This is a genomic window from Candidatus Nealsonbacteria bacterium (assembly GCA_019923625.1).
GTDB lineage: Bacteria > Patescibacteriota > Minisyncoccia > Minisyncoccales > RBG-13-42-11 > JAHXGN01.
This window is the reverse complement of record JAHXGN010000009.1, coordinates 1-22,979: the sequence shown is the minus strand read 5'-3', so window position 1 is coordinate 22,979 and position 22,979 is coordinate 1. Positions and strand designations below refer to the sequence as shown.

17 protein-coding genes and 7 tRNA genes are annotated in these 22,979 nt (G+C 35.9%); 16 read left to right on the top strand and 8 right to left on the bottom strand.

All coding sequences use genetic code 11. The features are described from left to right. The 3 genes from KY055_01745 to KY055_01735 all read left to right on the top strand — a co-directional run. The coding region (locus KY055_01745; GenBank protein MBZ1345341.1) for a hypothetical protein at positions 1 to 298 on the top strand (298 nt) is incomplete at its 5' end. Between the two features lie 238 nt (positions 299 to 536). Next, positions 537 to 2,084: a DEAD/DEAH box helicase gene (locus tag KY055_01740; protein ID MBZ1345340.1), complete on the top strand. Its 1,548-nt coding sequence runs from the start codon at positions 537 to 539 to the stop codon at positions 2,082 to 2,084. Between the two features lie 101 nt (positions 2,085 to 2,185). Then, on the top strand, positions 2,186 to 2,707 hold the full coding sequence (locus KY055_01735; protein ID MBZ1345339.1) for a hypothetical protein: 522 nt from the start codon (positions 2,186 to 2,188) through the stop codon (positions 2,705 to 2,707). Between the two features lie 23 nt (positions 2,708 to 2,730). On the opposite strand, the gene KY055_01730 is transcribed toward KY055_01735, so the two are convergent. Then, positions 2,731 to 2,802, bottom strand: a tRNA-Glu gene (locus KY055_01730). Between the two features lie 72 nt (positions 2,803 to 2,874). Between KY055_01730 and KY055_01725 the strand changes: the two genes are divergently transcribed. Genes KY055_01725 through KY055_01715 form a run of 3 tightly spaced genes read left to right on the top strand, consistent with a single transcriptional unit; the run spans position 2,875 to position 6,349 of the window. After that, on the top strand, positions 2,875 to 5,112 hold the full coding sequence (locus tag KY055_01725; protein MBZ1345338.1) for a valine--tRNA ligase: 2,238 nt from the start codon (positions 2,875 to 2,877) through the stop codon (positions 5,110 to 5,112). Further along, the gene (locus KY055_01720) at positions 5,109 to 5,828 is read left to right on the top strand and encodes a PrsW family intramembrane metalloprotease (protein MBZ1345337.1); all 720 of its coding nucleotides are present in this window, start codon (positions 5,109 to 5,111) and stop codon (positions 5,826 to 5,828) included. Before KY055_01725 ends, KY055_01720 begins: the two co-directional genes overlap by 4 nt. Continuing rightward, a complete protein-coding gene (locus KY055_01715) occupies positions 5,825 to 6,349 on the top strand; it encodes an Hsp20/alpha crystallin family protein (GenBank protein ID MBZ1345336.1) in 525 nt (174 codons plus the stop codon). The genes KY055_01720 and KY055_01715 overlap by 4 nt, the downstream gene beginning before the upstream one ends. A 104-nt stretch (positions 6,350 to 6,453) precedes the next feature. Here the strand turns inward: KY055_01715 and KY055_01710 are convergent, their stop codons facing one another. The 7 genes from KY055_01710 to KY055_01680 form a co-directional block, all read right to left on the bottom strand. Then, on the bottom strand, positions 6,454 to 8,607 hold the full coding sequence (locus KY055_01710) for an O-antigen ligase family protein (protein ID MBZ1345335.1): 2,154 nt from the start codon (positions 8,605 to 8,607) through the stop codon (positions 6,454 to 6,456). 155 nt (positions 8,608 to 8,762) lie between these two features. Beyond that, positions 8,763 to 8,844: transfer RNA gene (locus tag KY055_01705), tRNA-Leu, on the bottom strand. A 161-nt stretch (positions 8,845 to 9,005) separates the two neighbouring features. Next, positions 9,006 to 9,362, bottom strand: a complete 357-nt coding sequence (locus KY055_01700) for a pilin (protein ID MBZ1345334.1) — start codon at positions 9,360 to 9,362, stop codon at positions 9,006 to 9,008. 155 nt (positions 9,363 to 9,517) lie between these two features. Then, positions 9,518 to 10,810, bottom strand: coding sequence for an Ig domain-containing protein (locus KY055_01695; protein ID MBZ1345333.1), 1,293 nt, complete (start codon positions 10,808 to 10,810; stop codon positions 9,518 to 9,520). A gap of 125 nt (positions 10,811 to 10,935) precedes the next feature. After that, positions 10,936 to 11,451 carry a class I SAM-dependent methyltransferase gene (locus KY055_01690; GenBank protein MBZ1345332.1) on the bottom strand — a complete coding sequence of 172 codons (516 nt, stop codon included), beginning with the start codon at positions 11,449 to 11,451 and terminating at the stop codon, positions 10,936 to 10,938. A 15-nt stretch (positions 11,452 to 11,466) separates the two neighbouring features. Further along, entirely contained in the window at positions 11,467 to 15,294 is a 3,828-nt protein-coding gene (locus tag KY055_01685; GenBank protein MBZ1345331.1) for a hypothetical protein, read from the bottom strand. A gap of 17 nt (positions 15,295 to 15,311) precedes the next feature. Further along, on the bottom strand, positions 15,312 to 16,049 hold the full coding sequence (locus KY055_01680) for an MBL fold metallo-hydrolase (GenBank protein MBZ1345330.1): 738 nt from the start codon (positions 16,047 to 16,049) through the stop codon (positions 15,312 to 15,314). A 225-nt stretch (positions 16,050 to 16,274) separates the two neighbouring features. On the opposite strand from KY055_01680, the gene KY055_01675 reads away from it, so the two are divergent. The 10 genes from KY055_01675 (at position 16,275) to KY055_01630 (ending at position 22,978) form a co-directional block, all read left to right on the top strand. After that, the gene (locus KY055_01675; protein MBZ1345329.1) at positions 16,275 to 17,423 is read left to right on the top strand and encodes a S1 RNA-binding domain-containing protein; all 1,149 of its coding nucleotides are present in this window, start codon (positions 16,275 to 16,277) and stop codon (positions 17,421 to 17,423) included. Continuing rightward, the gene (locus tag KY055_01670) at positions 17,407 to 20,652 is read left to right on the top strand and encodes an ATP-dependent metallopeptidase FtsH/Yme1/Tma family protein (protein MBZ1345328.1); all 3,246 of its coding nucleotides are present in this window, start codon (positions 17,407 to 17,409) and stop codon (positions 20,650 to 20,652) included. The genes KY055_01675 and KY055_01670 overlap by 17 nt, the downstream gene beginning before the upstream one ends. Next, positions 20,643 to 20,717, top strand: a tRNA-Ile gene (locus KY055_01665). Before KY055_01670 ends, KY055_01665 begins: the two co-directional genes overlap by 10 nt. 6 nt (positions 20,718 to 20,723) lie before the next feature. Beyond that, positions 20,724 to 20,798 (top strand) — tRNA-Val (locus KY055_01660). Between the two features lie 15 nt (positions 20,799 to 20,813). Further along, a complete protein-coding gene (locus KY055_01655; GenBank protein ID MBZ1345327.1) occupies positions 20,814 to 21,449 on the top strand; it encodes an RluA family pseudouridine synthase in 636 nt (211 codons plus the stop codon). Positions 21,450 to 21,459: 10 nt separating this feature from the next. After that, positions 21,460 to 21,900 carry a 50S ribosomal protein L19 gene (gene rplS / locus KY055_01650; GenBank protein MBZ1345326.1) on the top strand — a complete coding sequence of 147 codons (441 nt, stop codon included), beginning with the start codon at positions 21,460 to 21,462 and terminating at the stop codon, positions 21,898 to 21,900. A gap of 5 nt (positions 21,901 to 21,905) precedes the next feature. After that, positions 21,906 to 21,991: transfer RNA gene (locus tag KY055_01645), tRNA-Leu, on the top strand. A gap of 107 nt (positions 21,992 to 22,098) precedes the next feature. Next, positions 22,099 to 22,171: transfer RNA gene (locus tag KY055_01640), tRNA-Phe, on the top strand. A gap of 79 nt (positions 22,172 to 22,250) precedes the next feature. Next, complete coding sequence (locus KY055_01635; protein MBZ1345325.1) at positions 22,251 to 22,916, top strand: hypothetical protein; 666 nt, start codon at positions 22,251 to 22,253, stop codon at positions 22,914 to 22,916. Then, a tRNA-Gly gene (locus KY055_01630) sits at positions 22,907 to 22,978 on the top strand. The genes KY055_01635 and KY055_01630 overlap by 10 nt, the downstream gene beginning before the upstream one ends. Position 22,979 lies beyond the last annotated feature (1 nt).

Sequence of the window (22,979 nt, the reverse complement as noted above, 5' to 3'; positions counted from 1 at the left end):
AAATAAAGTATTTATTATGGCTAAAGAAGTTATAAAAAAAGACGGGACAAAAGAACTCTTTGATATTGAAAAAGTTAGAAAAGCAATTGCTTTGGCCGCTGAAGAAGCTGGTCTCTCCGAAGAAAAGAAAAATGAGGTAGTCGAGCGGGTAGCAGCTGCTGTAATTCAGGCAACTGAAGGAAAAGAGGAAATTACTGCCTCAGAAATTAAAGAAAAGATTCTCTCGGAACTTGACAGGATTAAACCTGCTGTTTCTACTGCCTGGCGAAAGTACGACCAAGAAAAGAAAGAAGCTTAAGGACTGGGACTTTTGGAACTAAGTTGCCGAGGCAATTAAAAGCAGAAATAAAATGGTTTCGGGAAAATTTGTTACTTACGCCACATTGGCCCAGGCAGTTATTTTATCCTTGCTCGGGGTTTATTATATTTTTGGAGTTTAATTTTGTTATAATAATAAATCTTTGGTTTTTTAGCCCGGCGCGGGCGGCCGGGTTTATTATGTTCTAATGTTTTTAATATAGCGGCCGCTATTATTTATGAATTTTTCCATCCTTATTGAGAAAATTCCCCGAATTGGACCCCAATACCAGAAAAAATTAAAAAGGTTGGGAATTAAAACCGTTGGCGACCTTATTTTCCATTTTCCTCATCGTTATGAGGATTTTTCTGATATTTTACCGATTTCAAAAGCAGAACCTGGAAAAGTTGTTTGCCTCCGGGGAAAAATTACTGAAATCAGAAATATCAAGACCTTCAGAAAAAGAATGTATATAACCGAAGCAAAAATAAGCGATAGTTCCGGAGAAATTCGAGTTGTCTGGTTTAATCAGCCCTATTTGATAAATACTTTAAAAAAAAGCGATTTTGTCTTTTTGGCTGGCAAAATAGTTTTGAAATCCGGAAAAAAATATTTATCAAACCCGGCTTATGAGAAGATAAATCCGAAGATTGAAATCCAACCTCATCCCGGCTTGAATGGGTTGGGTCGGCCAGCTTCAAATTTGGGGCCGTGGCGAAATTCGGATATTGATTTAACCCATATGGGGCGACTGGTGCCGATTTATCCTGAAACCGAAGGAATGTCCTCGCGCTGGCTAAGATTTATTATCAAACCACTTTTGATAAAAATAAAAAATGAAATTCCGGAAACCCTGCCTGCTCAAGTATTAAAAAAAAATAAACTTTTATTGATTAAAGAAGCAATCTGGCAAATTCACTTTCCCGAGAACCTGGAAAAAGCTGAATTGGCAAAAAAAAGATTTGTTTTTGAAGAACTTTTTAACTTATCTTTGGCCATTCTTTCTGAAAAAATAAAATTAGCCAAAGAAAAAGCAATTGTTATTCCTATTAATCTTAGTTTGGTCAAAAAATTTGTAGACAAACTGCCTTTCACCCTGACCCCTGACCAGAAAAAAGCAGCTTGGCAAATTTTAAAGGACTTGGAAAAAATAAAACCAATGAATCGGCTCTTGAATGGCGATGTCGGCTCGGGAAAAACAGTAGTGGCTATAATGGCCGCCCTTAACACAGTTAGGGCCGGACTTCAAGTTACCTTTATGGCGCCAACTGAAATTTTAGCCAAACAACATCACAAAACCATAACTAATTTTTTAAAAGGATTTAAAATCAAAATTGGTCTAATTACCGGAAAAGAAAATTTTTTTGATGGGAAAAAAATTAAAAGAAAAGAAATTATAGAAAAAATAAAGCAAGGGGCCTGCCATATTTTAATCGGCACCCATGCTTTAATTCAAGAAAAAGTGGAATTCAAAAAAACAGGGTTAGTCATTATTGATGAACAGCATCGCTTTGGAATAGAACAAAGAGCGAAATTATGCCGCAAACAAAAATTTATACCTCATCTCCTTTCAATGTCAGCCACCCCCATTCCCAGAACCCTTGCTTTGACAATATACGGCGACCTGGACTTATCTTTACTCAAAGAAATGCCTAAGGGAAGGAAAAAAATAATGACTAAAATTATTCCTTCCTCAAAAAGACAAGAGGCCTATGATTTTATCAGGAAAGAGGTGAAGTCCGGCCGAGAATTGAACCTTCTCAAGTTTCACAAAGCGGAAATTTAAAAGAACAAACCATTATTTTAGATGAACGGAAGTTTTCCTGGGCTGATGTAAAAGCAGTAAAGGAGGAATACGAAAAATTATCAAAAAATATTTTCCCTGATTTGAATGTGGCAATGCTCCATGGAAAAATGAAACCCGAAGAAAAAGAAAAAACGCTTGAAAGTTTTAAAAACGGCAAAACCGACATTCTTGTTTCAACTTCGGTTATAGAAGTAGGAATTGATTTTCCGAACGCCACCATAATGTTCATTGAAGGCGCTGATAAATTCGGATTAGCTCAACTCCATCAGTTTAGAGGAAGGGTCGGTAGGAGTAAATACCAATCATATTGTTTTTTGCTTTCCGAATTTCCAAGCAATCCGCGGCTAAAAGCAATAGCAAGGTCTCAAAACGGCTTTGAATTAGCAGAAAAGGACTTAAAATTAAGAGGTCCCGGCGATCTATTTGGCCAAAGACAATGGGGCATACCTGATTTTGTCATGGCTTCCTTGAAAAATATTGAATTAATTGAAAAAACAAGAATGGCGGCCAAGGAAATTTTAGAAGAAGATTTAAAATTAAAAAAATATCCCTTATTAAGGGAAAAATTGGAGGAATTTCAAAGAAGAATCCATTTAGAATAATTTAATAATTTCTTATTTTATAGTGACCCCACGGGAAGTCGAATCCCGGTTTTTGGGATGAAAACCCAATGTCCTAACCACTAGACGATGGGGCCTTAATTGTTTTTCCTTTTTGATTTTATCTTAGGATTTGGAAAAAAGCAAATTTATTAATAGAATAAAATATTATGGTCAAAGAAAATAAATTTTCTTCTCGCGCTGAACCTGACGATAGGAAGGTGAGGCGTGAGAAGAGAACAAAGTTCTCTTCGAACACCGAGCTTTTGCGAAGCAAAAGTGAAGGTAAAGAAGAGGACGAAGTCCTCTTCGCTCCCCTCGCTGACGCTCGGGAGAAAGAGATTCCAAAAACTTACAACCCAAAAGAAGTGGAAGAAAAAATTTATAATCTCTGGCAAAAGTCAGGTTTTTTTAATCCGGATAAACTGCCGGGAAAGAGAAAGAAAACTTTCACTATTATTATGCCCCCGCCCAATGCCAATGGTTCTCTACACATTGGCCATGCGGTTTTTGTCACTCTCCAAGACATAATGACAAGATATAAAAGAATGCAGGGCTTCAAAACTCTCTGGCTGCCGGGAGCTGACCATGCCGGCTTTGAAACCCAAGTGGTCTTTGATAAAAAACTGGAAAAAGAAGGCCGTTCAAGATTTGAAGCGCCCAAAGAAAAATTATATCAAGAAATTCTTCAATTTACTTTGAAAAATAAAAAAATAATGGAAGAGCAACTAAGAAAATTGGGGGCTTCCTGCGACTGGTCAAGGGAAAAATTCACTTTGGATAAAGATATTATCAAAATTGTTTATCAGACCTTCCAAAAATTGAAAAAAGACGGACTAATCTATCAAGGAAAAAGAATTGTCAATTGGTGTACAAAACATCAAACTTCTCTTTCAGAGCTGGAAATAAAATATGAAGAGCGCCAAAATCCTCTTTATTATATAAAATACGGTCCTTTTGTTTTAGCGACAGTTAGGCCGGAAACAAAATTTGGCGACACCGCCTTAGCCGTTAACCCTAAAGATAAAAGATATCAACAATACGTCGGGAAAACAATAGAAGTTAAAGGGCTGCTGGGTCTTTTTAAAATAAAGGTAATTGCCGACGAATCGGTAGATTCCGATTTCGGGACAGGCGTCGTAAAAGTAACCCCGGCCCACGATCCAATTGATTTCGAAATTGGTCAAAGACATAATTTAGAAATCCGCCAAATAATTGATTTTTATGGCCGACTTAATGAAAAAACCGGGCCATACGTCGGCTTGAAAGTCAAAGAAGCCAGAGAAAAGATAGTTGTTGATTTGAAACAGAAAGGATTGTTGGAAAAAATTGATTATAATTACAAACACAATCTAGCGGTCTGTTATAAACCAAAATCCGGCCCCCTTTCTTTAAGAGATATGGCTGTCAAAGCGGTAAAAAATGGAAAAATTAAATTTATTCCTAAACGTTTTGAAAAAATATTTTTTCATTGGATGAAAAATTTAAGAGATTGGAACATTTCAAGACAGATTGTCTGGGGAATTAAAATTCCCGATAAAAAAAATACTAAGGGTGAGGTTTTTGATACCTGGTTTTCTTCTGGTCAATGGCCCTTTGCCACTTTAATGACAACGAAACCCGGAGATTTTAAAAAATATTATCCTACTGATGTGATGGAAACCGGCTGGGATATTCTCTTTTTCTGGGTAGCCAGAATGATAATGTTCGGACTTTATGTTACAAAAAAAGTTCCTTTTCGCCATGTTTATCTTCATGGTTTGGTCCGCGACAAAGACCGCCAAAAAATGTCAAAATCCAAGGGAAATGTTATTGATCCTTTGGGAGTAATTGATATTTACGGAGCCGATGCCTTAAGAATGGCTCTGGTAACAGGCAATAAACCCGGCTCAGACTCCATAATTTACGAAGAAAAAATTAAGGGTTATCGTAATTTTGCCAATAAAATCTGGAATGCCAGCCGGTTTGTCTTGACCAATCTAAAAGGTTTTGACCCCAAAATTAAGCCAAAATTATCCAAAAAAGATAAGAAAATTTTAAGGGAATTAAACGGTTTTTCAAAAGAAATTAGCGAACTGATGGATTCTTTCAAGTTTCACCAAGCAGCAGAAAAAATTTACCATTATTTCTGGCATACCTTCTGCGATAAAATTATTGAGAAAGAAAAGTCTCGGCTTCAGGGCTCCAATAAAAAAGAAAAGGGGGCTAGCCAATACCTGCTTTTGGAAATTCTGAAAACCAATTTAAAACTTTTACATCCCTTTATGCCTTTTATTACTGAAGAGATTTATCAGAAATTACCGATTCACCCTGTTAAATCCCCCGAAGGGGGAATTTCGCCAAAAGCGAAATTATTTAACAGGGTAAAGAACAAAAAGAAGTGTTTAATGATTGAAAATTGGCTATGAGCCATTGGTTTTATGTTTTTTTTGGAATTTTACCAAGCGTTGTCTGGCTTTTTTATTTTTTAAGAAAAGACGTTAAGCCGGAATCAAACCGGATGATTTTGAAAATTTTCTTTTTGGGCATGCTTTCCGTTTTGCCGATTTTATTGATTGCTTCCTTTCTAACTTTTTTCGGTTTTTGGGGAACCATTATCGGTTTAACAGAATCGCGGCTCTTTTTTTATCTTATTTTTATTTTCTTTTGGGCCGGAATGGAAGAATTTTTAAAATATTTAGTCGTAAGAAAATATGTTCTTTTTAGTTCCGAATTGGATGAGCCAGTTGACCTAATGCTTTATATGATAATTTCCGCTCTGGGTTTTGCCGCTTTGGAAAATATTTTAATTTTAATTTTACCTTGGGGCAAACCCTTTTTAATTTTTGAAACCATTGGCATTGTTTTCATCCGTTTTATTTCAGCCACTTTTTTACATGCTCTTTGTTCCGGCCTGGTTGGCTATTTTTTAGCCCTGGCAGTTTATGAAACAAAAAAAAGAAAAAAACTTATTTTTTGGGGATTAATTCTGGCTACTTTCTTGCACGGTTTTTATAATTTTTCTATAATGAAAATTGGCGGAATAAATTCTATTTTAATTATCTTTATTATTTTGACCGGATTGGCAATATTTATTCTTTCTGCTTTTAAAAAAATTAAAAAATTAAAAAGTATTTGCCTATGACCGATTTTTTAGAAAAACTTAAAAAAGGAATGGGGATTAAAATTTCTGTTAAAGAGCCGGAACAAAAAAAAGAAGAAGGGCTCAAGGAAGACAAATCTTCTTCGCCGCCTCTGGCGGCGGCTCGGGAGGTCAAAGAAAGTAAACTTTCTTCTTCGGCCGAAATTGAAGTTAAAAAAGAGGATTGGTTTGAACCAGAGGGTGAATTGGCAATTGATGTTTATCAAACAGAAGAAGAAATTGTTGTTCAATCACCAATTGCTGGAATCAGGCCGGAAAATTTAGATATCTTTGTTGAAAATGATGTTTTATCAATAAGGGGCAATCGTCAAAAACCGGACGAAATCGGTCAGAAAGATTATTTTTATCAAGAATGTTATTGGGGGCTGTTTTCTCGTCAAGTTATTTTACCGAAAGAAACCGACCCCAGTCGGATTATAGCTGAAATGAAAGAGGGGGTTTTAATAGTCAGAATACCGAAAGTCAAAAAAGAAAAAAGCAAAAAAATTATTATAAAAAATTAAAATCTTAAAGAATCTTTTTAATAAAAAAATCTCCCCCTTTCGCTGGCGCTCGGGAGGGCGATTTTTTGATTTTAGATTTTTTAAACTCTGCGAAAAATGTGCCCCTATTCCATATTATTTCTAAGTTCTTGTTCCCAAATATGATTGATTTTAATTGCCTCTTGAATTTTTTTCTCAGCTAACTCATAATCTCCTATTTTTTGGGCAAATCTAATCGCCCTGAGGTGGGAAACAAATACTTTTGATTCAAGTTTAATAGCTTTTTCCAATAAAAACAAGCTTTTATCAAATTGTTTTTGAAAAAAATAAGCATCGGCTAATTCCCAATAGGCCTGTTGATGATTCGGACTAATTTGGAGTCCTTTTTTGAGAATATTTTCTGCTTGATAAGATTTAGACGGATCAATTAGACCATAAAGATTATAAACCTGGCCCAATCTAAGATAAAAATTAAAATCAAAAGGGGATTCTTTAATGCTTTTTCTTAATTCCTGGCTGATAAAATTAAGCTCTAATTTTAAATCCTCTTTTGAGGCCCCTCCGTCTATTCCCTCTTTGATAAAACTCATACTGGTCCGAGCAAAAAAATCTCTTTTTAAGTGCTTTCCAAGAGGAGAGGTCTCCAGCGCCCTCTGGTATAAAATAATCCTTTCTTGAGGAACCGGATTATTAATTGCTTGAATTACTAAAAAACTGGCTCTAAAGGGCTGAATTACAAATTTTAAAAAAGAAAAACAAAAAAGAACTAATAAAATAACAATCAAAAATATTATCTTGGCTGAAAAAATAGCTTTATTGGGCAGAGGAATAAAATATTCTTTTTTCTGAAAATCGTTCCGGGCCAAACTGCCAATAAACCCCAAAACTAAAAAAAACATTAAAGAATCGCTAATCATATTAGAAAGGGTTAGACTTAGAGCAAAATGAGAAATCAAAAGTGCCGAAAATACTCCAAAAATTGAAAAATCAATTTCCTTTTGAGAAAATTTTTTCCAAAGTAGATAAAAAACGGTTCCCAAAATGACAAGATAAAAAATCAATCCAAAAATTCCGCCGGCAATTAAAGTATCAAAAATAATATTAAGGGTCTCATCATGTAAAATTTCTCCGCCGTATTCCGGAAGAAAGGACTTGGCAGAAAAATTTTGATTATACATTATTTCAACATTTTCTAATCCCCAACCGAACCAAGGGCGTTCAAGAAATCCCTGCCAGGATATCTGCCAGGTAAGAAATCTTGACCGACTGGCCATTCTGGTTATTGTCTCAAAAACAAAAGTTCCGGGCTGAAAAGCTAAATAAATTAAAGAGGAAATTAAAATAAAAAAAATTATTAAAAAAGAAATGCCAATTATTTTTAGATTCCCTTTTTGACAAAAAATTAACCAAAATAAAAAAAGTAAAATTACTCCTCCAAAAAAAGAAATAATCGCTGCCCTGGCTCCACTTAATAATAAAGCCGAAAAAATTATAAGAAAAGATATTACTGAATAAATTTTTAAATCTTTGGTCGAAGAAAGCAAACTTTCTTCTCCCCCTTTCGCTGGCGCTCGGGAGGTCGAAGAAAGCAAACTTTCTTCTCCCCCTTTCGCTGGCGCTCGGGAGGTTAAAGAAAACGCTTTTTGAGAATTTAAAAATAAATAAAAAACTAAAAAAATATTAAAAAGTAAATAAGTTCCCAAAAAAGAACTATTACCAAGGGTTACCCCCCCATGAGGAGGAAGTAATATGGAAGGTAAATTGACATCAACCAAAGCAAGTAGACTAAGCAAGCTTATTAAAACAGCAACCGAAACCGAAATTCCAAAAATCACCAGCCAGTCCTGTTCTTTTTTTAAAAAAGAAGAAATAACAACAAAGAAAAGGAACAAATGGAAATAAACAAAAAGACCGTCCATTCTTTGATGCTCTCCCCAAAAACTTCGCCAAAAATCTACTCCGAAAATTGAACCCAAAATCAAGGCGCCGATAAATAAAATTATAAATAAAAAAAGGGAATTCAATCGGGGCCGAAAATCTTTAGAAAAAATGTTTAAAATTAACCAAGTAATAAAAATTATCTGAGTCAATCCTATAAAATAAAGGGTCTTAGGAACAAGATGGGGATAGAAATATTTTCCATCAACAACAAGGGGGGTACATAAAATTAAGAGAATGCCAATTAAAATAATTTTGAAACAAATTTCTGCCGGCCGAGCCCTTAGTTCTTTTATTTTAAACTTAATCTCCCCCTTTATTTTTCTTAGTTTTTGAAACATAGTTGCTTATTATGCGGGGAATTTTTAGTTTCCGATATGATTAAACAGAAAATTTTTTCAAAATTAAAAATGAATTTTCAAAATTAAAAATTGGCAAGAGAGAGATTTAAACCCAGACAGTCCTAAGCCATAAGCGCCCCGCAAAATTTTGCCTATGCCGAGGGTGGGATTTGAACCCACAAGGCTTTCGCCATAGGATCCTAAATCCTACGTGTTTTCCGGTTTCACCACCTCGGCAAAATTAATACAGGGTAAATATGCCAATTCTGCGCAACTGCCTGTTTTTTTATTAAAAGCCAACCTTCCTTTTATTAATTTTTTAATTTAAAAAGGAAGGTTGGTAAATTAATTTAATTTTCTATTGTCCTTTTGCCCTTACTATCTTGTTTCTATTATCATTATGGTAATGGTGGTGCTGCTGGTGCTCCTACTATCATTCTGATAAAAGCTACCAATCCTCTGGCAAGTAAAGCCACTATTATTCCGGCAATAGCATAAGTAAGCATGGTTTTGCCTCTTTTAATCATTGTTTCATCTCCAGCCGCAGTAACAAAGTGAAAACCGCCGACAATTATCATTATCACGGCAACAATCATTAAAATAGCGAAAACCCAATTAGTAATTCTGGTTAGGGCAGGCATAATTTCAACCATCGGAGCTGCTTCGGGTGGTGTGCCTGACAGTACAACCGTGGGTCCAACCAATAAAGGCAGGGCTAAAAGGGTTCCTATTAAAATCGGTAAAATTTTTTTCATTTTCTTGCCCTGTTAAATTCGCTGACGCGACTATTTAACAGGGTGGATTAATTTTTTATTAATTTTCTTCTAACATTAATTAGGGCTCAAAACTTAAACTAATTCTTCAAAGTCATAATTAATGTTGGGGTTCGACCTTTTGTTTTTAAATTTTATTAAGGGGCGCCTAAAATCCCCCTTAAAAGCGCTATCAACCCTCTGGCTAAAAGAACAACTATTACGGCTACGACGGTCCAGACAATAATATTTTTACCTGTTTCAATTTTTTTCGGATCTCCAAGAGCGGTCACAAAATAAAAACCGCTGATAATTATCATTAAGGGCGCTAAAACAATAGTTACCCAGAAAACAAAATTGACCAAAGCATTAATCAGCTCCTCAAAAGTCCTTGCCCCTAAGGGGTTTGGAAAAGTAATTAGCCCGGGAATGCCAGGGGCTGGATCCCCAGGGGCTGGATCCCCAGTGGCTGGATCCCCAAGGGCTGGATCCCCAGGAGCTGGATCCCCAGGGGCAGGGGGTTTAATTTTAATTGAAAATGGTTTAGTGGTCTCTTCTTTTCTAGCATCTCTACACACTATAGTAAAATCAAAAGTCCCCTCTTTGGTTGGTCTCCCGCTAATTATTCCGTCTGTAGTAAGACTAAGACCATCTGGAAGATCCCCGACAAGTCTCCACGAATAGGGAAGCTCTCTGCCGCCAACAGCTGAAAGCGTTGCGCGATATTCTCTACCAACTTCTCCTGAAGGGAGAGTTTTTGTAGTAATTATTAAAGGGATGTGCTCAACGTCAATACGGATATTTGTCCTAGCAATGTTTGTAAGAGCATCCTCTTTGATTCTGCCAGTAACTTTTATTCTAGAACAATGCGGGCTGGCTATTCTTGATAGTATTCCCGTAAGTTTCCCATCTTCAGAAAGTTGAAGCCCTATATTAGCAAACGGATTCCAACACGTAACATCCTCCCCCGGGATATTTTTCCATGTATAAGGAGGGATTCCGCCCTCGGCTTGAAAAGTAAATTCAAAATTCTTTCCTACAAACCCTTTCTCTGGAAACCTACCATCGGGAGGGAGGTTAGTAATCATAAGTTGTGGTATCGATATAAAAATAGAAAGACGCCTACTATTAGCAATAGTACCACGACCGTCTACGACACTCACTCTAAAAGTATGGGTTTTTACTACTCCATCTTCTGTTGGCGTTCCTATAATTCTCCCAAAAGTAGGATGTATCATAAGGCCGGGCGGAAGCTTCCCGTCCATTAAACCCCATGTGTAAGGAAGGGTACCTCCCCGCGCTTGTAGTTGTTGGTTATATTCTACTCCGAAAGTCCCGTCGGGTAGCCGCCCATCAGTTATAATTCTTAAATCACCAGCAAAGACCCCAGTCCCTGATAATAAAGCTAATAAAAATGTGAAAAATAAAATTAAAAAAAATGTTTTTTTCATATTATACTATTTTACCAAGATTATAGCATAATGATAAACAGCTGCTTCAAATTCTTTTTCCAATTTTATGGCGGCTCCTTCTAAATCACCTTTGGCATATTCTAACCACTTTTGAGTTATTTTTTTCATTTTAGCAAAATTAAGGCCCAGTGATGGCTACCAGCTAAAAATTCTTTCTCTAATTTCAAATCAATTTCTTTGGCTAATGTTTTGACTTTTTCAGCTGAGACCCTTTCTTCTTCCGGACCCAAAGCGGTCTCGGTTAACCAATCAATAATTAAGGCCTTGCCTCCTTTTTTTAAAACTCTTTTTATCTCTTTTAGAATAGCATTCTTGTCTTCAATTTGAAAGAGAAGATTGATGGAGAGAACCAAATCTATTGAATCGTCCCTTATCTTGGAGTTTTTTTCCAAATCTACCAAGATTGTTTCAATATTAAAAACTTTTTCTAATTGAGCCCGGCTTTTTAAAGCTGATAATGGCTCTTCTAAGATATCTAAAGCATAAATTTTTCCTTCCGTCAATTTTTTAGCCAAAGGAATTGTCCAACCGCCGCTACCTGAACCAAAATCAGCCGCCACCATATCTTCTCGCAGTTCTAACTGTTTTAAAACCTGATTTGGGTCAAGAAAACCTTCCATAAAATTTAAAAGGGTTCATATACAGGTTGCCGAAGCAACTTTATCTCCCTCTTCCATCCTCATTATTTTCACCCCTTGAGTTGCTCTGCTTGATTTGGAGATAGAAGAAATTTTTGTTCTAATTACCTGGCCTTTTTGAGAAATAACAATCAGGTCTTCTTCCTGACCGGTTAAAATGTTTGAAATTATCAAATCTCCGGTTTTTTCCGTAATTTTAGCTGTTTTAATTCCCGTCCCTCCACGATTCTGCAACCTGTATTCTTTTAATTCAGTCCGTTTTCCAAAACCATTTTCCGTGACTATTAATAAACATTCTTTTTGACCCGGCGTAAGAGCCTTCGGCTTTATACGGGGCAAGTTTTTTATAATTTCCATTCCTATAACCCCATCTCCTTTTTTTAAATTAATTCCTTTAATTCCGCAAGACGCCCTGCCCATCTGCCTGATTCCTTTTTCTTTGAAGCGAATGGCCTGACCTTTTTTAGTAACCAAAACTATTTCAAATTCATTTAAAGCGGTTTTTTTAATTATACCGTTCTTGGTAACCATAATCAAATATTTTGAGCCCGACCTTAAATCCTCTTTACCTAAGGGTAAAATATTTAAGACCCTTTCTTGGTTGGAAAGTTCCAAAAAATTAAGCAAGCCCCGTCCTCTAGCCACTCTTTGGGCTTCAGGAACTTCATAAGCCAAAGTTCTGAAAACCTTTCCCGAATCAGTGAAAAAAAGAAGATTGTCAAGAGTGTTAGCCAAAATAAAATGTTCTACAATATCGTCTTGAAGGGTTTTCATCCCCAAAATTCCTTTCCCCCCTCTTTTTTGTAATTTATAAATTTTAGGGCTGATTCTTTTAATATAGCCCGTTTTTGTCAAAGTGATTATTGTTTTTTCCCGGGGAACAAAATCCTCTGTCGCAATTTCATCTATTTTATGAATATAAACTTTTGTTCTTCTTTCATCTCCAAAATTTTCCTTTAAGGAGCTAAGCTCCTTTTTGATTACTTCTTTTATTTTTTGGGGGCTCTTTAAAATGGCTGCCAATGTTTTGATTCTATCTCGCATTTCTTTTAATTCCTCCTCAATCTTTTTTCTTTCTAACCTGGCCAGGGCCGATAATTTTGTCTCTAAAATAGCATTGGCTTGAACCTGGGTTAACTTGAATCTTTTTATCAAATTTTTCTGAGCGCCTTCCCGGCTTTCCGATTTTTTTATGGTTTGAATAACCTCGTCAATTCTGGCCAAACAAAGGTTTAGCCCTTCTAAAATATGAGCTCTTTCCTTTGTTTTTTCCAAATCAAACCTTGTTCTTCGTTCAACAACTGCCTGGCGGTGAACTAAAAAATAATTTAAAAGTTCTAGTAAGTTCAAGGTTCGGGGTTGAATTCCTTCAACCAAAGCAACCATATTGAGGTGAAAAGTTTTTTGAAGTTCGGTGAATTTGTAAAGATAGTTTAAAGTTTTTTGGGGTATGGCTTCTTTTTGCAAATCAATTACAATTCTCATTCCTTCTCTGTCCGATTCATCCCGAATGTCCTTTATGCCCTCAATTTTTTTTTCCTGAACCAAATTGGCAAATTGCTCAACCAATGTTGATTTTTGAACCTGATAAGGAATTTCCTGAATGATAATTTGGGGCCGACCCTGTTCTGATTCAATAATTTCTGTTTTTCCCCTAATAACAATCGGACCCCGACCTTGAGAATAGGCCTGAATAATTTCTTTTTGGTTAAAAATCATTCCTCCGGTCGGAAAATCAGGTCCTTTGATAATTTTGAAAATATCGTCAATTCCTGCTTTGGACCGGTCAACTAAATAAATTAAAGCGTCGCAAACTTCGGTTAAATTATGAGGCGGAATGTTGGTAGCCATGCCAACGGCAATTCCCAAAGAACCATTAAGTAAAAGATTGGGTAGAGGAGAGGGCAAAACAGTGGGTTCTTTTCTCGTCCCGTCATAATTATCTCTGAAATCAACCGTCTTTTTTTCAATATCTTTGAGTATTTCTTCGCCGATTTTGGAAAGCTTCATTTCCGTGTAACGCATAGCGGCAAATTCTGATGGGTCGTCTATCGATCCCACGTTGCCTTGACCTTGAATTAAAGGATATCTCAAAGAAAAATCTTGAGCCATTCTTATTGCAGCATCATAAACTGCCTGATCTCCGTGAGGATGATATTTTCCAAGACAATTATGAGAAACTACTCCGTTAGCTATAAATTCGTGGTCGTTTTCTACTTCAAAATCATAAGTTTTTTGAGAAACAACTTTTTTAATTGAAGCTACTTTCAAAAAGTAAATTTTATTTTCAATAATGTGATTTAAAAATTCAAAGAAAGTTGAACCGATTCTATTTAGTTTCTCTTTTATTCCCCAGTCGATGACTTGAGTTTTTCTGAGGGGTTTTTCCCAAAGATCCGTAGAATATCTAATTTTACATCCTCCATTAGGATACTTTATTCCCATTCTAAATTTATTTCCATTTATATCTTGATACCAACCAGCTCCTAAGTGATTTTCTCTTAATTCTCCAAATAACATTTTCCCAGCATAAGGAATAATATCGTATTGAAATCCACAATTTCTTCTAACTTTTTCATTTTCAATAATTTCCTGAATTCTAAGTCTCTTTTTCTTTGAAGCTAAATTTAAATATTTAGCTAATCTTAGAGCATTTTCTGCCCCTACTTCTAAACTATAGGGTTGATATCTTCCTTTAACTATTCTTCCATTAATGTAGCCACCTTCTTTAAGTTTTAGAATATATTTAGAACTAAATATTCCTTGATGTAAAAGGATAATTAGTAAACCGTCAATTAATTTTTCTGAACTTGAAGCATATTGAATACAACACTTCCCAGGTTTTACACATCCGTCTCCATCAATCAATCCAGAGATAAAAGAGAAAATAACATTAGGAGGTGATTGGAAAATTTTTGAAGGAATTTTTTTAGTAGGAGCTTTAAATCCTTTTAGTTCAAAATTAGAGACGAAAAATTCATTAATAGCTTTCCTATTAATTCTAATCTGATACCTCTTATTATTAAAAATCTTTCCGCTTTTAGTTTTGTATTGATAATCATCCTCTTCAAGGGTAGGAGTATAATTGAATTCTTTCCCAAAAATTGAAACTATTTTTTCTGCTGCTTTTTCTTTTGCTTCGCCTAACCCAAAACTAAGTCTAGGAAGTTTTTTTCTTCCATAATCATTAGAAACTGAACCATCAGAAATTAGAATTCCTAACAAATAGGCAATATTTTCATCTAAATATTGAGGTTGATTTTCTTCAATTTTATTCAGTTCTACTAAATTTTTAATCTCTGGGTAGTCAGCTTTTATTAAAAGATAATCATTTTTAGTTAAATCCTTGGCTTCTTTCCACTCAAATTTCCAATCAGGAGTCAAAACTTTAAACTTTTGGGAGAGAGTAACAATGTTTGAAATTCCATTTTCCAATATAACTTTCAGTAATGGCTTTTCTGGCATTTCGTAAAGCCGAATTACTTTTTGCAATCCATTTTGAGTGTAAACTTCGTCTCCAATTCTAATTTCCTGAATTGGTATCAGTCCTTTTTTGGTCAAAATTAAAGTATCTTTTATAAAACATTCACCCACGACTGTTGCTGATTTTCTGAATTTTGCAGTATGTATCAACCCCATTTCGCCCATCGTATACAAAATCCGGCGATGAACCGGTTTTAGTCCATCTCTAACGTCTGGCAGGGCTCGCGAAACAATAACTGACATAGCATAGTCAATATAACTTTCTTTCATTTCTTCTGTAATTTCCCTGGGCTGAATTTGTTTGTTCAGGGCGCTTGGTTTTTGAAAATTTTTTGGCGGCATGGTCTATAAAATAATTTTTAAGAGGGTTTCAAAATAACAATTTTTGCCTCATTTAAAGAAACATCCTTTTTTTTAATTGATAATTTATTTAATGGTTCCGGTTTTTTTATTCCCAATATTTTAAAAAATTCATCTAAACCATCTAATTTTCCGCTAGCCAACGGACCGAGTTTGGGAATTTGACCCGCCTGCTTTCGGGTTGCTCGGCCGCCAGCCAGTTCGCTGGTAGGCGAAGTCAGCCGGGCCGAAGGCAAGTCAGGCAGGTAATACATAGGAAGGGTAATTTTCGGTTCAATCTGGGTTATTATTTTTAGGGCTTCTTTGGCCGAAACGCCTTCTCTTGTGCCAATAGGAATGGTCAGAATATCAACCTGGCCGATTTTTTCAATTTGTTCTTCGGTTAAATTTTTTTGAACCAATTTTCCCAAATGACACAATTTTAAACCTTCGGCCTCAATAATATAAACCGTATTTTCAACCTCCTTCTCTCCGAAATAAATTCCCCGGACAAAAACGTCTTTAATTTCATATTCACCAGGACCGGAAATCAAAAAAGGGTTGGTTGAAGCCATTTTCAATTTTTCTTGGAGATTCTTATTTTTATTGTGGCTAACCAATAAAATATCTCCTTCCAATTTCGGGATTTTTAGACCGCTTGTTTCATCAAAAGGGTCAATAATAATATTTACTTGATTATTTTTGCCCCGGCTAACTAAAACTTGAAAACAAAATTGACCGCGCCAAATAATGTTCATATAAAATAAAAAAGAATAATATCTTTTCCTTCTTTAATTATTTTATCATCTCTATTGAAAAAATCAACAAAGTGTGTCATATTAAATGATATGAAACCCCGTTAGAAGTCCTTGGCAGAAAAAATTTCTTAAATTTTTTCTGCTCTGGAATAACGGGGTATAACCAATAAACAAAAGCCTGTCTGAAATTAGCTGTCAGCTATATAAAGACAGACTTCTAACGGGGTGAAAGAATTATTGAAAAAAAATAATTTATTAAAGGTGCCGAAAATTGATGAAATTGTAGAGGGAAAAATAGTGGCTAAGGTTCGCTCAAGTGTTTTTATTGATTTGGGTGTTTTAAAAACAGGGATAATTTATGGAAAAGAATTTTATCAAGCCAAAGACATTCTTAAAAATTTAAAAGTCGGAGACCCTATTTTTGCCAAGATAATAAACCTGGAAAACGAAGATGGTTTTGTTGAGCTGTCAATAAGTCAGGCTGGTGAAGAAATTAATTGGGAAAAGTTAAGACAGAAAAAAGAAAAAGGGGAAACACTAAGGGTTAAAATTTCCGGGGCGAACAAGGGCGGTCTCCTGGCCGACCTGTCGGGAATTATGGCCTTTCTACCGGTTTCTCAGTTAAAATCCGAACATTATCCTCGGGTTGAAGATGGCGAAAAAGCAAAAATTTTGAGAGAGCTCCAAAAATTTATCGGTAAGGAACTGGAAGTCAAAATTTTTGACCTTGACCAAAAAGAAAGAAAACTGATTTTATCTGAAAAATTAAAAGATGCTCAAAAAGTAAAAGAATTCTTAAAAAACTATAAAGTTGGCGACGTGGTAGAGGGAGAAATTACCGGAATTGTTGAATTCGGCGCTTTTTTAAAATTTCCCTTAGACAAAAAAGTTTTATTGGAAGATAACCCCATTCCTCCGAGCGATGGTCAGGAGGAAAGAAAAAAAATTGATTTCTTGACGCTTGAGGGATTAATCCATATTTCTGAATTGGACTGGAAGTTGATTGAAGATCCTTCAGAAATAGTAAAGGTGGGCGAGAAGGTTCGGGCAAAAATTATTGAAATTTCCAACAATAAAATATTTCTTTCTTTAAAGGTTTTTAAAAAAAATCCTTGGCAGGACATTGAGAAAAAATATGAAAAAGGAAGTTTGATTGAGGGTAAGGCGGTTAAAATCAATCCCTTTGGCGCTTTTATCCAAATCAGTCCGGAAATTCAAGGATTGTGTCATATTTCAGAATTCGCCAATCAAAACAAAATGAACGAGCAATTAAAAATAGGTGAAAAATATCAATTTGAAATTTTATTGATTAAACCAGCCGAACACCGAATAATCTTAAAATTAATTCAAGGTTCAAATGAAAAATTTAATTAAAAATTTTCTCTTAATTTTGCTGATTTTTTTGCTGGTCTCTTTTATTTTTAATTTTTTCTTTCAGCCCCCTGAAAAAGAAAAAAGGGTGACTCTCGGTCAATTGGTTGAAGAAATTAATCAGGGAAAAGTCAAAAGAATTTCGGTCATCGGCAACGAAATTCAGATTATTTACAAGGACGAGACCCAAGCTAAATCAAGAAAAGAAACAGAAATTGCTTTTTCTCAAACCTTAATCAATTATGGTTTAGAGAAGGAAAAATTAAGAGAATTGGAAGTTGAAATAAAAGAAGTTGGAGGAACTTGGGTTTGGCTGGCCCCGGTTTTATTTGCTTTTTTACCCCTTTTGCTTCTGATTCTGTTTTTTTGGTTTATTTTGCGGCAGGCTAAGGGCGGGGCAATGCAGGCCTTTGATTTTACCAAAGCCAGGGCAAGATTGTTCGGCGCCGGAGGCCAGCCAAGAGAAAAAATCACTTTTAAGGATGTGGCCGGCTTAAAAGAAGCGAAAGAGGAATTAATGGAAGTGGTTGATTTCTTGAAAACCCCCAAAAAATATTTACAAATGGGAGCCAAAATTCCCAGAGGTGTTATGTTGGTTGGAGCCCCGGGAACCGGAAAAACAATGTTGGCAAAAGCAATAGCATCAGAAAGCAATGTTCCCTTTTTCTCAATTTCCGGTTCGGAATTCATTGAATTGTTTGTTGGGGTGGGCGCCTCAGTGAGCGGCGATACACCAATTCTCATTAAAACTTCCGAAGGAATAAATCTTTTACCCATTAAAGAATTCGTTGACCAATACTATAAAGAAAGCGAGTCTGGGTTTATTAGGCCTGTCAATAATGTCCAAAGCTTGGGATTTCAACCATTGGCCACAAAATTTTACGGCGCTAAGTCAGATAAGAAAAAATTTTTCGGCGGCAGTAGATGGACGAATATTCAATCTGTCCTTCGTCATAAAGTTAATGAAATTTACGGAATTTATTATCGCGGCGGCTTAATCAAAACAACTGGCGACCACAGTATTTTCGTCAGAAGCGGCAATATGATTGCGGTTAAAAAGGCGAGTGAATTAAAGCCCGGCGACATTTTAGTTAATCTTCCATTCAAAGTAAGAAGTGAATTTATTCCCGGCCTAGGAACTACTCATAAAATTCGAGCCCACCAATTTCCCGAGGCGGTTAATTTAGAACTCGATCTTTTTGACAACCGATTAGCTGAAGAACAATGGAAGTATAATTTCGCCTTAGAGCATCAATCTGTCTTGAGTCGGGCGGTTATCGGAAAAGAAATCGGTGTCTCTCAAGTAACGGTTAAGAATTGGCAGCTTGGTTACCACCAGCCGCGATTTTTCAGCGCTAATGTTTTCAGCAACAATACTCTTTCGAGAATTAAAGTAACACCAAAATTAATGAGACTTTTTGGTTACTACACGGCTGAAGGCCGAATCACAGAATATTATACTCAGTTTGTTTTCGGTCTTCACGAAAAAGAACTTCATAATGATTGCGTCCAATTATTAAAAGAAATTTTCTGCCTTGAGCCAACTATTAAGGAAATCCCGGAAACTAATTCTTTACGAATTACGCTTAGTTCGCCGATTGTCGCAGATTTTTTCCAGAAACACTGCGGTAATGGTAGTCACCTTAAACATTTACCTTCTTTTATTTGGGAATTACCCAGAGAGCACTTCCTATCCTTTTTGGATGGATACAATAAGGGTGATGGTTATACGACAAAAGATGGCAAGATTGTTATTACTTCGGTTAGCCAACAACTTATCCGGGAACTCGCCTGGATTTGCAGCATGCATGGCCTCCAAGTTGGTGTTGGTCAAACATTTTCTTCGGCCGGCAGAATAATTCATAAAAATCCTTTACCAGAAACTAAAGCGTGGAGATTGATAATTGGTAAAACATCGCATCCCTTCAGAGAAAAAAGTAAATTCCCTTATCAATGGAAGAAACCCATTATTACTAAAATCATTAAGAAATCTTACAACGACTATGTCTATGACCTTTGCGGTTGCGATAACGAAGCGTTTTTTGGAGGAGAAAAACCGATTCTTTTACACAATAGCCGCGTCAGAAATTTATTTGACCAAGCAAGAAAAACAGGCAAAGCAATAATCTTTATTGATGAAATTGACAGTATTGGAAAAGTCAGGGGTACCGGTATTACCGGCGGCCACGAAGAGAGGGAGCAAACTTTAAATCAAATTTTAGCTGAAATGGATGGAATTGGTAGGGAAGAAGGGTTGATTGTTATGGGCGCGACCAATGCACCTCACTATCTTGATCCGGCTCTTTTGAGGCCCGGAAGATTTGATAGAAGAATTATTTTAGACCTGCCCGATATCAATGACCGAGAGGAGATTTTGAAGATTCATTGTCGGGGAAAACCCCTGGCTTTGAATGTCAATTTAAGAGAAGTGGCTGAAAGAACGCCGGGTTTTTCCGGAGCTGATTTGGCTAATGTGGTTAATGAAGCGGCAATTATGGCTGCCAGAAGAAATAAACATCAGGTTTTTCAGGAAGAATTTTTAGAATCAATTGAAAAGGTTTTGTTGGGACCGGAAAGAAAATCTCATATTTTATCAAAAAAAGAAAAGGAAATTGCCGCTTTCCATGAAGCCGGCCATGCCTTAGTCGCCTCGTCCTTGCCAGAAACCGAACAAATAAGAAAAATTTCCATTGTTGCCCGGGGAATGGCGGCCGGCTATGTTTTAAAAATGCCAACCAACGAAAAGAAAATTAAAACCAAAACCGAATTTTTAGTTGAAATAGCCACCTTGTTGGGTGGTTATTGCGCCGAAAAAATAAAATTTGATGAAATTACTACTGGCGCGGCTAATGATTTGGAGATAGCTTCAAAATTGGCTCGGAAATTAGTTAAAGAATACGGTATGTCTTCCTTAGGACCTATTTCTTTTGGAGAGAGAGAAGAATTGGTTTTTTTGGGCCGCGAACTTTCCGAACAAAGAAATTACTCGGAAAAAGTAGCCACCCAAATAGATAATGAGGTTGAAAAATTTATTAACGATGGTCGGAAAAAAGCAACCGAAATTTTAACTAAAAAAAGAAATTTGTTAGAAAAAATTGCCCGAATTTTAATTGAAAAAGAGACAATTGAAAAAGAAGAATTTGAAAAATTAATAGGTATTAAAAAATCAGAAATAGTCAAACCGCTGTCAAAAAGGAGGAAATCAGTCGGAGTAAAAATTAAGCGCGTGTAGTTCATTGGTAGAACGCCTCTCTTATAAAGAGGAAGTAGAGGGTCCGATTCCTTCCACGCGCACCATAATCTGGGCACTTAGCTCAGCCTGGAGTGAGCGCTTCGTTGACATCGAAGAGGTCGTGGGTTCAAATCCCTCAGTGCCCACAAAAGAAATTTAAAATGCCAAATGAAGGGTTAAAAGTTATTTATGAAGATGATGATTTATTGGTAATAGACAAGCCGGCCGGAATAAATTCTGACGTTTTTGAAAAGAGAGTTCACCGTTTGGATAAAGAAACTTCGGGAATTCTTTTAGTAGCCAAAAATGATAAAACTTTGGAATTTTTGCAAAAACAGTTTCAGGAAAGAAAAGTAGAAAAAAAATATCTGGCTTTAGTAATCGGCAATCTTAAAAATAAGAAGGGGGCAACCGAATCTTTAATCGGCCGGTCAGCCGGCAATAGAAAAAAACAAAAAATATATCTGCCTCACGAACCCGGCTCTCAAGGCAAAAGAATTGCTATTACCAAATATCAAACATTGCAAAGGTTTAAAGATTACGATTTAATTGAGGTTGAGCCCAAAACCGGCCGAAAGCATCAAATCAGAACTCATTTTTCTTATCTCGGCCATCCGATTGCCGGAGATAATTTATATAGTTTCAAAAATCAACTCCGGCCACAAGGACTAAAAAGGCAATTTTTACACGCCTGTTATTTGAAAATTAAATTGCCGAACAATCAAGAAAAAGAATTTAAATCGGAATTGCCGGAAGATTTACAAAAAATATTAAAAAATTTAAATTTAAAAAACTGAAAATAAATATATGAAGACCAAATTGGAAACATTTATCAAATTGCAATCAAAAATTAATTTAGCCGATATTCGACCGGGTGATACGGTTAAAGTTTACCAAAAAATTCCTGTTTTTGTTAAAGCTGTGGCAGGCAAGAAAAAAGATTTGTCGGTTGAGAGAAAAGAAAAAGTTCAGGTTTTTGAGGGAATGGTTTTAGCCAGAAAACACGGAAAAGAAATTGGAGCAACAATTACGGTCAGAAAAGTAATTTCAGGAATTGGTTGCGAAAAAATTTTCCCCCTTCATTCACCGCTAATTGAAAAAATAGAAATTTTAAAAAGGGGAAAAGTTAGAAGGGCAAAACTTTATTATTTGAGAAAAGCCAAAGGGAAAAGGGCAAAATTAAAAAAAGGGGAGTTTATCAAAGACGCGGTTGAAGAAAAACCAGAAAAGGAAAAAACAGAAAGATAATTTGAGCGCGGGTGCTGTAATGGTAGCCAGGCTAGCTTGAGGTGCTAGTGTCCTTATGGACGTGGAGGTTCAAGTCCTCTCCCGCGCACCAAATGGGCGCGTAGCTCAACGGCAGAGCATCGCGTTTACATCGCGGGGGCTATAGGTTCAAATCCTATACCGTCCACAGTTTATATTTTATAATTAAATATGGTACTTGCCGCGGTAGCTCATGTAGTAGAGCGCATCTCTGAAAAAGATGAGGTAGCCAGTGCAAGTCTGGCCCGCGGCATAAGATTACATGTAATTTACTCTTTAATAATTGAACTATTATGGTATAATAAAAACAATAGAGACAATAGTTCAATTATATGCGCAACGATAAACATTTGGTTTTACAACTCAGAAAAAGGGGTAAAAGTTACAATGCGATTAGTAAAGAATTGGGGATTCCTAAAAGCACCTTATCTGGTTGGCTTAAGAATAATCCGTGGTCAGAACAAATCAAACAAGGACTCATAGAAAAAAATAGAGCATTGATTGGGAAAAAAATCCGAATAATGAATAAAGCGAGAAAGAAAAAATTAGAGACATGGTATAAACAGTGTCGTCAACAAGCTGAGAAAGAATTTCCGCAATTAAAAAGCAACCCCCTGTTTCTTGCTGGACTAATGCTATATTGGGGCGAAGGAGATAGTAAAATAGAAAATTGTATGATCAGGCTATCAAATACTGACCCAGAAATGATTAAAATTTTTTCTAGTTTTCTTCAAAAAATCTGTCAAATATCGAAAGAAAAAATAAGAATCCACATTATTCTTTATCCAGATTTAAACGATGAAATCTGTAAAAATTTTTGGAGTAAAATCTCTGGCATTCCGCAGGCTCAATTTATAAAAACGAGCTTTATTCAAGGCAAACATCCAACACGGCGACTCACTAATGGTATTTGTATAATTTATGTCGCAAGTAGAGAGTTGAAAGAAAAAATTTTTACTTGGATAAAATTATATCAACAAGAATTTAAGCGGGTGTAGTATAACGGTTATTATGCAATCTTGCCAAGATTGAGAAGGCGGTTCGACTCCGCTCACCCGCTC